Source organism: Arthrobacter endolithicus (genome assembly GCF_026627425.1).
In the GTDB taxonomy this organism is placed as follows: domain Bacteria; phylum Actinomycetota; class Actinomycetes; order Actinomycetales; family Micrococcaceae; genus Arthrobacter_M.
In genome coordinates this window covers 117,111-127,944 of sequence record NZ_JAPNLH010000012.1, presented here as the reverse complement: position 1 = coordinate 127,944, position 10,834 = coordinate 117,111, and the positions used below count along the sequence as shown (strand labels likewise).

4 protein-coding genes are annotated in these 10,834 nt (G+C 63.3%); 1 reads left to right on the top strand and 3 read right to left on the bottom strand.

The features are described from left to right. Positions 1-390 precede the first annotated feature (390 nt). Genes glgB through OS914_RS12270 form a run of 3 tightly spaced genes read right to left on the bottom strand, consistent with a single transcriptional unit; the run spans position 391 to position 7,945 of the window. Positions 391-4,116: a 1,4-alpha-glucan branching protein GlgB gene (gene glgB / locus OS914_RS12280; protein WP_267546337.1), complete on the bottom strand. Its 3,726-nt coding sequence runs from the start codon at positions 4,114-4,116 to the stop codon at positions 391-393. Next, positions 4,116-5,903: a maltose alpha-D-glucosyltransferase gene (gene treS / locus OS914_RS12275; protein ID WP_267546336.1), complete on the bottom strand. Its 1,788-nt coding sequence runs from the start codon at positions 5,901-5,903 to the stop codon at positions 4,116-4,118. The genes glgB and treS overlap by 1 nt, the downstream gene beginning before the upstream one ends. Beyond that, positions 5,900-7,945, bottom strand: a complete 2,046-nt coding sequence (locus tag OS914_RS12270; protein ID WP_267546351.1) for an alpha-1,4-glucan--maltose-1-phosphate maltosyltransferase — start codon at positions 7,943-7,945, stop codon at positions 5,900-5,902. The genes treS and OS914_RS12270 overlap by 4 nt, the downstream gene beginning before the upstream one ends. A 207-nt stretch (positions 7,946-8,152) precedes the next feature. Here OS914_RS12270 and glgP point away from each other — a divergent pair, with 207 nt between their 5' ends. Beyond that, a complete protein-coding gene (glgP, locus tag OS914_RS12265; protein WP_267546335.1) occupies positions 8,153-10,783 on the top strand; it encodes an alpha-glucan family phosphorylase in 2,631 nt (876 codons plus the stop codon). Positions 10,784-10,834 lie beyond the last annotated feature (51 nt).

The following is a 10,834-nucleotide window of genomic DNA, read 5'->3' as shown; positions in this document are numbered from 1 at the left end:
AAATTCGAAACCAGCCAAAAAAATTGTCACCCACCACGGGGTGGCAGACAACAACAATCTCAACCAATAAAAATAATCGGTATCGACAAAACTTGGCACACTATTGAGTTCTCAAACAACAGACGCACCCGCACTCAACGACCAAAAACAACCGTCTCGCTCCGGAGCAACTTGTCTAACTTACCCGCTTGGAATCACGGTGTCAATTCCGCGTCGTTACTGCGTTTCCGGGATCTTTGAGAAATGAATCTTCAAGAAGTTCGGATGGCTTTGGGGCCTTGTCCAAGTGGAAACCAGCGGCTGAACCTTCATCCAGCGGGGTTATCTACTCTAGCACCGCAGCGCCGGAAGGACAAAACGCTTCGGAACTGCGGTGCCAGGGCACGGTCCTTAGGGTCGCGCCGGTACCAGGTAGAGCACCGCCAGCGGGGGAAGTGTCAGCATGGCGGAAGCCGCTTTGCCATCGAAGCCTTCAGCCGCGGCGAGTACGCCCTCCGGGTTGCCTACTCCTGAACCACCAAATTCCTTGGCATCGGTATTGACCACCTCGGTCCATTCCCCCGGTTTTGGCATCCCGACCCGGAAATTCTCCTGCGGGGTACCGGCGAAGTTCACCAGACATACCAATGGATTGCCTTCGCCATCCCATCGAATGAAGGACAGGACGTTGCGCTGTGCGTCGCTACCGTTTATCCATTCGAAGCCCTCAGAGTCGTTGTCTCGGGCATAAAGAGCCGGAGTGGACCGATATTGCTCGTTTAGCCGGCGGACCAGCAGCTGCAGCCCCCGGTGTGGAGGCATATCGGTCAGCCACCAATCCAGTCCGTGTTGTTCGCTCCACTCCGCTTCCTGACCAAATTCCGTTCCCATGAAGATCAGCTGCTTGCCGGGGTGTGCCCACTGATAAGCCAGGTAGGCGCGAAGATTGGCCAGCTGCTGCCACCGGTCACCGGGCATTTTGCGCAGCATCGATCCCTTGCCGTGCACCACCTCGTCGTGGCTGATCGGCAGCAGAAAGCTCTCCGTAAACGCGTATACCAAGGAGAAAGTCGCCTCGTTATGATGCCAGCCGCGGTTAATCGGGTCCTCTGCGATGTAGGCCAGCGAATCATGCATCCAGCCCATGTTCCACTTCAGCCCAAAACCTAGCCCACCGCCACTGGTAGGAGCCGTGACGCCGGGGAACGCCGTGGATTCTTCGGCGATCATCACAATGCCGGGATACCGCTTGTAACTGGTGGCGTTGACCTCCTGCAGTAAAGAGATCGCCTCAAGGTTTTCTCGCCCGCCGAATTTGTTCGGGCTCCACTGGCCGGCTTCCCGGGAGTAGTCGAGGTAGAGCATCGAGGCGACCGCGTCCACACGCAGCCCGTCGATGTGGAATTCCTCGAACCAGTACAGCGCGTTGGCCACGAGGAAATTGCGGACCTCGCTGCGGCCGAAATCGAAGATCAGCGTCCCCCAGTCGGGATGTTCGCCAAGCTGCGGATTCGAGTGCTCATAGAGCGGCTGGCCGTCGAACCGGGCCAACGCCCAGGCGTCCTTCGGGAAGTGCGCCGGCACCCAGTCTATGATCACGCCGATCCCGGCCTGATGCAGGGAATCCACCAGGAAGCGGAACTCGTCGGGGTGCCCGAAACGTGAGGTGGGAGCGTAATAGGAGGTGACTTGGTAGCCCCAGGATCCCCCGAACGGATGTTCTGCGACGGGCATCAGCTCGACGTGGGTAAAGCCCATCCAGCTGGCGTAATCGACGAGTTCCTTCGCCAGGTCCCGGTAATCCAGCCCCAATCGCCAGGAACCGAGATGAACCTCGTAAACGCTCATCGCGCTATTGTGCGGATCCCGTGCAGCCCGACCGGCCAGCCAGTCCTCATCTTTGAATACATACCCGGATTCCACCACCCGCGACGCCGTCAACGGCGGCACCTCGGTTCCAAAGGCCATCGGATCGGCTTTATCGACCCACTCCCCACCGTGGCCCAGGATTTCGAATTTATAGCACGCCCCTGCTATAACGTCGGGGACGAAGATTTCCCAGATGCCGGAGGAACCCAGGCTGCGCATGGCATGCTGCCGGCCGTCCCAACTGTTGAAATCTCCTTTGACCCGCACGGCCTGCGCGTTGGGCGCCCAGACGGCGAAGCTGACACCGGTAATGGAACCCAGCTCCGAGTGATAGCGCTGGACGTGGGCCCCGAGAGCCGTCCAGAGTGTCTCATGCCGGCCCTCGCCAATCAGATGCAAGTCCATTTCACCCAGCGTCGGAAGGTAGCGATACGGATCGTCCGCCGCCGTCGTCTTTCCGCCGTGGTAGCCGATTTCCAGCCGGTAGTCGGGCACATGCCCGGGCTCCGCCGCGTCCAGGACGGCTGTCCAGATACCGCCATATTCGTGCGTCATAGGGAATTTGCCGTCTGCCGTGACGACGGCGGCGGATTCGGCCAGATGCCGCAGCGTGCGGATCGTGACCAGACCGTTGGCGTCCAGATGTGCACCCAGGACCGAGTGCGGCGCGTAGTAGGTGCCATCCGACACCCGTGCCAGCACCTGAGAGTCGACGGCCAACGGACGCCTCGCCGCGCTGAACGTATCAGCGGTTCCGCCCTGCGGTAGCTGCGCGCCCTGCCCCACCTGACCGCCTTGCTGCTGCATTCCGCCTTGCTCCTGCTCCCCGTTACTTTCCGAACTAGTGCTGCCCATGGCGTCCCCGCTTTCCATTGCATCCAATGTCTTCCGCACGGCGCGCACTGGAACGTGCGTCCAGGCCGGCCTGTTGCGAAGTTCGTAAACGACCTCATACAAGGCCTTGTCCAGCCACAGCGCCCGGAACAGCGCCGAATCCGTCTCAATGGCACCCGGCTCAACGCCTTGGTAGCCGCGAATAAATGCCGCAGTGGCAGCCTCGACCCAGATCGCAGTCCGGTCCGCTTCTGAGGCATGTCCATCAGAGCTTGCCGCAGCATAATCGAAGGAGCGCAGCATGCCGACGACGTCGCGCAGCGGCAGATCCGGCTGGTTCCGTTCGGCCACCGGGCGCAGCGGCTCCCCCTCAAAATCCAGGATCAGCCAGCGTTCCCCAGCTGGGGTATCCGCATGCAGCAGCTGCCCCAGGTGCAGATCTCCGTGTATCCGCTGCAGCGCCGGAAGCTCCTTGACCTCAGACAGCTTGGAAATGACTCCCTCAACGCGGTCCCGATACGGCCCGACAACGTCTTCGGCCTGGGACCAGGCCCACCGGATCCGGGACGCGATGGCTTCGACAAAGGCATCGCGTTCCTTTCCAAGGCCCTGATGTGAGCCCATGCTGCTGAGCAGGCTGCGATGAACGCCGGCGGTGGCAGCGCCGATAGCCGACGCCTGGGCAGTGAAGTCCTCGCCGGCGCGGGCGGCCGCCAGTGCCAGGCCCCAGACATCCTTACTATCCCGGACAAATTCGTGCATCACCGCGAGGTTTCCCTCTACCGGGCCGTCCGGGCCGGTCCAGCTGCCCGTCGCCCAGCCATGTAGCGCAGGAACCTCGACGCAACCAGCTGCGGTCAGCGCCGCACCCACCTCCACATCCGGGTTGACTCCGGCGCCGAGCACGCGGAAAAACTTGATAATGACGGGCTTGTCTGCGCTCTGGACGACGACGGAAGTGTTCGACTGCTCGCTGCTGAGCACCCTGGCATCGCCAAGGTCTTCGCTGCGCGATTCACGGAAGGTCGGGCTGCTGAAGGCCGTCGCCGTCCCTTCGGTGACGGCTGAGCTTCCGCGGAGCAGGTCCAGCCAGGCGGAAACGAAGACCGGGTCATGCGGTGCGTCGTAGATCCACAGCCGTCCCAAAGCCGGGTCTTCAATTTCCGCCACCAACGCGGCTGCGGCACCGGCCAGCGGTGCCGACCGAAAGCTCAACGGCACCTGGAGAACCTGTGTCCGGTTGCCGTCATCGACCGCTATATAGTGCACTTCGAGGCCCACCATGGCGTCGGCGGCCCCAGCCGGATCTGAGTCCGTCAGCCGAAAGCCGCCGGCCGAATGCAGCGCAACGGTACTGCCCTTGGCCGGATACCAGCGCTGCTGCGGGAGCCAGGTGGCCAGGAGCTCGGGGATGCCGGCCGTCAGTCCGGGCATCACAGATCCCGCCCGGGCATCGGGATGATGGGCATCGCCTGCGTCTGCGGCGACGCTGAATTCGACGATGACGAGCGCAGCCGGAGCCAGAAGAAGTCGTAGCTGCCCAGGGTCAGGGTGAGCATGCCGTCCTCTTCGATGGGCGGGAAGACCGTCCCGCCGAACACATCGCGCAGACCCCGGCCGGCCAGTGCGGGCAACCGCAGCTGCGTGGCAACAGGATGCTGGGAGAGGTTGAAAACGCACAGCAGCGTCTCCGCCCGTTCGCCCTCCGGATTTCCTTCGGGAATGTCCCGCACAAAGGCCAGCACCGACTCGGAGGTCGCTTCGACGTTGTGGTAACTGCCCAGCCCAAACGCGGGGTGCGCGCGCCGGACAGCCAGGATCTGCCTGTTCCAGTGCAGCAGCGAGCTGGCATGGGACGTTTGCGCCTCCACATTCACGTGATTGTGGTGGTACACCAGTGACTGGATCACGGGCAGATACAGCTTCCCAGGGTCCGCGTTGGAAAAGCCCGCATTCCGGTCCGGGGTCCACTGCATGGGCGTCCGGACGGCGTCCCGATCGGTCAGCCAGATATTGTCTCCCATGCCGATCTCGTCCCCGTAATACAGGAACGGGCTGCCCGGCAGGGACAGCAGCAGGGCATTGATCATTTCCATCTCCGCCCGGGAGTTATCCAGCAGCGGGGCCAGCCGTCGGCGGATCCCGATGTTGGCGCGCATCCGCGAATCCGGGGCATACCAGCCCAGCATTGCCTCGCGCTCCTCGGCGGTGACCATTTCCAGCGTGAGCTCATCATGGTTGCGCAGGAAGGTGCCCCACTGAGCCCCGGCGGGGATGTCCGGCGTGTCGATCATGGTCTGGATGATCGGGGCGGCCTTCTGGTCGCGCAGCGCATAATACAGCCGGGGCATGATCGGGAAGTGGAAGGCCATGTGGCACTCCGGAGCCTGCTCGGTGCCGAAGTACTCCACCACTTCCTCCGGCGGCTGGTTGGCCTCGGCAATGATCACGCGTCCGGGATAGTTTTCATCTACCATCGCGCGCAGCTGACGCAGGAACTCGTGGGTGGGGGCCAGGTTCTCGCAGTTGGTGCCCTCCTCCGCGAAGAGATAGGGGATGGCGTCGGCCCGGAAGCCGTCGATGCCTTGGTCGAGCCAGAACTTGACCACATCGAAAATGGCCTCGACCACCTTGGGGTTCTCGAAGTTCAGATCCGGCTGGTGGCTAAAGAAGCGGTGCCAGAAGAACTGCCGACGCACCGGGTCGAAGGTCCAGTTCGATTCCTCTGTGTCGACGAAGATGATGCGTGCGTCCTGGTACTTCTCGTCCGTATCGCTCCACATATAGAAGTCGCCATACGGACCGTCGGGATCTTCACGGGACTGCTGGAACCAGTCGTGCTGGTCCGAGGTGTGGTTGACCGGCAGGTCAATGATGACGCGCACACCGCGGGCGTGCGCCTCCGCCACCAGACGCTTGAAGTCCCCTAGGCTGCCGAACTCGTCGAGCACTGTGTAGTAATCGCGGATGTCATAGCCACCGTCGCGCAACGGGGAATCGAAGAACGGCGGCAGCCACAGGCAGTCGATGCCCAGCCACTGCAGGTAGTCCAGGCGCTGGATCAGGCCGGAGAAGTCGCCGGATCCGTCGCCATTGGCATCGGCAAAGCCGCGCACCAGCACCTCGTAGAATACGGCCTTGCGGTACCAGTGCGGGTCGTGTTTGAGCCCCGGGGCATTCAGGTTGAACTGCGTGGTGATGTTGGGTGCCGCAAAGGTCATCGTTGCCGCCTTACATGCAGAATATGGGCTGGTTCCCGGTACGCGTCGAGCCGGAAATAGTTTTCGCTTCCCCAATGCCAGCTTTCGCCGGTGATCAGTTCATCCACCGTAAACGTTCCCGGTGCGGCACCGGAATCCCCGGTACCGGAATCGAGGTCTGGGGGATCGAGCTGGAGGGCCGCAAGGTCCAGGTAGATCGCGCCTTCGCGTGCACTGTGCGGATCCAGATTGACGACGACGATAATCGTGTCCTTGACGGTGCTGCCGTCGGGCCGATGAATGGTTTTGTGCTTGCTGAACGCGATCGTCGCGGCATCCGAGGTCCCCTGGATGGTGATGTTCGACAGGTCCATCAGCGCCGGGTGGTCCCGGCGGATTTGGTTCAGCCGCGTGACATACGGCGCCAGCGATCTGCCGGCAGCTTCCGCCGCGGCGAAGTCCCGCTGCTTGTATTCAAATTTTTCATTGTCGATGTATTCCTCGGCGCCGGGGCGGGCAATGTGCTCGTAGAGTTCGAATCCGGCATACATCCCCCACAGCGGGCTGCCCATTGATGCCAGCACCGCCCGGATTTTGAACGCCGCCGGTCCCCCGTACTGCAAATACTCCGTCAGAATATCGGGGGTATTGACGAAAAAATTGGGCCGGAAGAACGCCGGGGTCTCATGGCTGATCTCCTGCAGGTACTCCTCGACTTCTTCCTTGGTGTTGCGCCAGGTGAAGTAGCTGTAGGACTGCTGGAATCCCGCTCGGCCCAAGGCCCGCATCATGGCCGGCCGCGTGAACGCCTCGGCCAGGAACACCACCTCGGGGTGAGCGGCGTTGACCGTCCCGAGCAGCCATTCCCAGAACCAGACCGGTTTGGTATGCGGATTATCCACCCGGAAAATCTTCACTCCCTGGGCGATCCAGAGTTCGACTATCCGCAGGATTTCCCGGGACAACCCGTCCGGATCGTTGTCGAAGTTCAGCGGATAAATATCCTGGTACTTCTTCGGCGGATTTTCCGCGTAAGCGATGGAACCGTCCACCCGGGTGACGAACCATTCGGGATGGTCCCGGGCCCACGGATGGTCCGGGGCGCATTGCAGCGCCAGGTCAAGGGCAACTTCGAGGCCCAGCGCCTGCGCCTGTCCCACGAAGGCGGCAAAGTCCTCAAAACCGCCCAGATCCGGATGGATAGCGTCGTGGCCGCCCTCATCCGAGCCAATGGCCCAGGGCGATCCGGGATCGGCTGGCCGGGCGATCAGCGAATTATTCGGGCCCTTGCGATTGACCTTGCCGATCGGGTGGATGGGCGGCAGGTAGATGACGTCGAAGCCCATCTGGGCCACCGCTGCCAACCGCCCGGCCGCCGTCCGGAACGTACCGCTGGTCCATTCCCCCGTCGCCGGGTCACGGACGGCGCCTTCGGAACGCGGGAAGAACTCGTACCAGGAGCCCCGCCCGGCTGCGTCCCGTTCGACCTGGATGGGATAGGCGGCGCTGCGGGTAACCAGTGCGCTAATCGGCAAACGGTCGACGGCGGCGAGCACCGTCGGGTGCGTTCCGGCGCCAAGCCTGTCGGGCACGGCCAGCGTGGCGTCCGCCAACTGTCCAGCGGCGGCCCTGAACGTCTTTGCATCGGCAGCCAACCGGCCGTCGTCGCCCGCGGCCTTGGCCAGCAGCGCAGCGCCCTCGGCCAGCATGACCTCGACATCCACATCCGCGGCAATTTTGACTTCCGCGTTGTGCTGCCAGGTGGCGAAGAGATCGGCCCAGCCCTCAATGGCGAAGGACCAGCGTCCCGTGCTGGGCGGCGTCAGCAGCCCGGCCCACCGGTCCGATCCCTTTCCCAGCGGCCGGAGCCGGGTCCGCTGGTTCTCCGTGCCCTGGGCATCCAGTAACACTGCGTGGACGCCAAGAACGTCATGGCCTTCGCGGAACACCGTGGCGGCAACTTCCAGATCAGCCCCGGGGACTGCCTTGACGGGAAACTGGCCGCCCTCAACGACGGGGGAAACAGCGGTAATGGGGATGCGGCCGAACCGGAGTCCTTCCATAACACTGGTAGGGGCTGACGCTGCGCCGGACGGTCCTGCTTTGGAAGTAGTCACAAGATAGACGTTATCGAGAAAGGACCCGGATTGCTAAGGTCGCGCGGATTCGGTCGCCGTATGCCGGCTGCGCAACGCCATATTAAGCGGCCTTTCCCCTGCCGCCTTTGCTGCTTTAACAGATGACCGGATGAGTGCGCTAATGTGGCGCAAATGAAGGCAATCCGCAGATTCACCGTCCGTACAGTACTTCCGGAGCCGATCTCCGCACTGGCGGCCTTGGCCACCAATCTCCGATGGTCCTGGCACCTGCCCACCCGTGAACTTTTTGCCACCCTCAATCCGCAGATCTGGAAAGAGAGCAAGCACGACCCGGTGACGTTCCTCGGGTCCGTTGGACGCGAAGAGCTGCAGCAGCTCGCGGCCGACCCCGCCGTCGTCGCCCGCGTTCGGCGCGCCGAAGAAGACCTCACGCACTACCTGACCAAGCCCCGCTGGTACCAGGGCCTCGGGGCCTCCGCACCGAAATGCATTGCGTATTTCTCCCCCGAATTCGGCGTCGCCGAGGCTCTTCCGCAATATTCGGGCGGACTGGGCATCCTGGCCGGTGACCACCTCAAGGCCGCCTCGGACCTCGGCGTGCCGCTGATCGGTGTCGGCCTGCTGTACCAAGCGGGTTACTTCAAGCAGTCGCTGTCACGTGATGCGTGGCAGCAGGAAACCTATCCATTGTTGGACCCTGACAATTTGCCGCTGACGCTGTTGCGCGAAGCGGACGGTACGCCGGCGCAGGTGCGGCTGCCGCTGCCGGAGGGACGCCAGCTGCTCGCCAATATCTGGCGCGCGGATGTGGGCCGTATTCCGTTGCTGCTGCTGGATTCAAATGTTCAGGGCAACGACGACGCCGCCCGCACCATCACGGACCGGCTTTATGGCGGCGGCGGGGACCACCGGCTGCAGCAGGAACTCCTGCTGGGCATGGGCGGGGTCAAAGCACTGCGGATCTATGCGCGTTTGACCGGTGGTGTTGCTCCGGAGGTGTTCCACACCAACGAGGGCCACGCGGGATTCCTTGGCATCGAGAGGATCCGCGAGCTGATGGACCCAGCCGTGACAGCGGAGCCGCTGAGTTGGGGGGCGGCCCTGGCAGCGGGCCGTGCGTCCACCGTCTTTACCACGCACACGCCGGTGCCGGCCGGAATCGACCGGTTCCCGGCCGCGCAGATCCGGCACTTCTTCGGAGCCGGCCTGGCCCCGAACGTGCCGGTGGACAAGGTCCTGGCCCTTGGTGCCGAAGACTACGACGACGGCGACCCCTTCGTCTTCAATATGGCCGTCATGGGGCTGCGGCTGGCGCAGCGCGCCAATGGGGTAGCGAAGCTGCACGGCGTTGTGTCCCGCGGGATGTTTGCCAAACTCTGGCCCGGCTTCGACCACAGCGAGGTTCCGATTACCTCGGTCACCAACGGCGTGCACGTTCCCACCTGGGTGGATCCCCGGCTCAGCGGGCTGGCTGCGGAACGCTTCGGCGCCCAGGTGCTGGATGGACCGGATTGGGGCAAGGTCTATGACGTCCCTGATGCCGATGTCTGGGCTTTGCGCCGGACCCTGCGCAGCGCTTTGGTCAAGGATGTCCGCCGCAGGCTGCGCTCCACCTGGAAAAAACGCGGTGCCGCGGATGCCGAACTGGCCTGGACGGAGAACGTGCTGGATCCGGACGTGCTCACCATCGGTTTTGCCCGGCGTGTGCCCACCTACAAGCGGCTGACGCTGATGCTCCGGGATCCGGCGCGGCTGAAGGCTCTGCTGTTGGATAAGCACCACCCGATCCAACTGGTCATCGCCGGCAAGTCCCACCCGGCCGATGACGCCGGGAAAGCGATGATCCAGGAACTGGTCAGGTTTACCGACGACCCCGCCGTTCGGCACCGGATTGTTTTCCTGCCCAACTACGACATCGCCATGGCCCGCACCCTCTTCCCGGGCTGTGATGTGTGGCTGAACAACCCGCTGCGCCCGTTGGAAGCCTGCGGAACCTCCGGGATGAAGGCCGCCATCAACGGATCGCTGAATCTGTCCGTTATGGACGGCTGGTGGGACGAGCTGTACGACGGCGAGAACGGGTGGGCAATTCCCACCGCGAACGTCGGCACGTCCGCCGAGGAACGGGACGACATCGAAGCGGCGGCTCTTTACGAACTGCTGGAGAATCAGGTGGCGCCGCGATTCTATGGGTCGACGGTGGTCTATGGTTCTGTCCCGAACGGAGCCGGGGCCGCCGGGCCGTCTACGCCCGGCACCGAGGAGCTCCCGACGCATTGGATCTCCATGATCAAACACACCCTGGCAAAGCTTGGGCCGGCCGTCTCTGCGGAGCGGATGGTGCAGGACTACGTGAACCGGTTGTATGAGCCGGCCGCCATCTCCGGCCGCGCTGCCCGCGCGGATGGTTATGCGCAGGCAAAGGACCTCGCCCTGTGGATCGCCCGGGTGCGGGAAGCCTGGCCGCAGCTGGCTGTGGAGCACGTGGATTCCCTCGGGGTGACGGCGGAACCGCAGATCGGTGACACCATTACGGTCCAGGCTTATGTGGCTCTGGGAGGTCTGAACCCGGCGGATGTCAGCGTGGAAACTGCCTACGGCAAGGCGTTGGACAACGATCAGCTCAGCGATACCACGATTGCCGTTCTGGACCGGTTCGAGGACCTGGGGCAGGGCCGGTATCTGTTCAGCGGCGACATCGTGGTGGACCGCGCGGGAAGCTTCGGCTACACCGTGCGCGTGCTGCCGAACCATGGCGCGCTGGCAAGCAAGGCTGAACTGGGACTCATCGCCAACGCCTAGCAAGCACTGGATCCGGCACCCGCAGCCTCCGGGGTGCTCCTTTCGGAACTG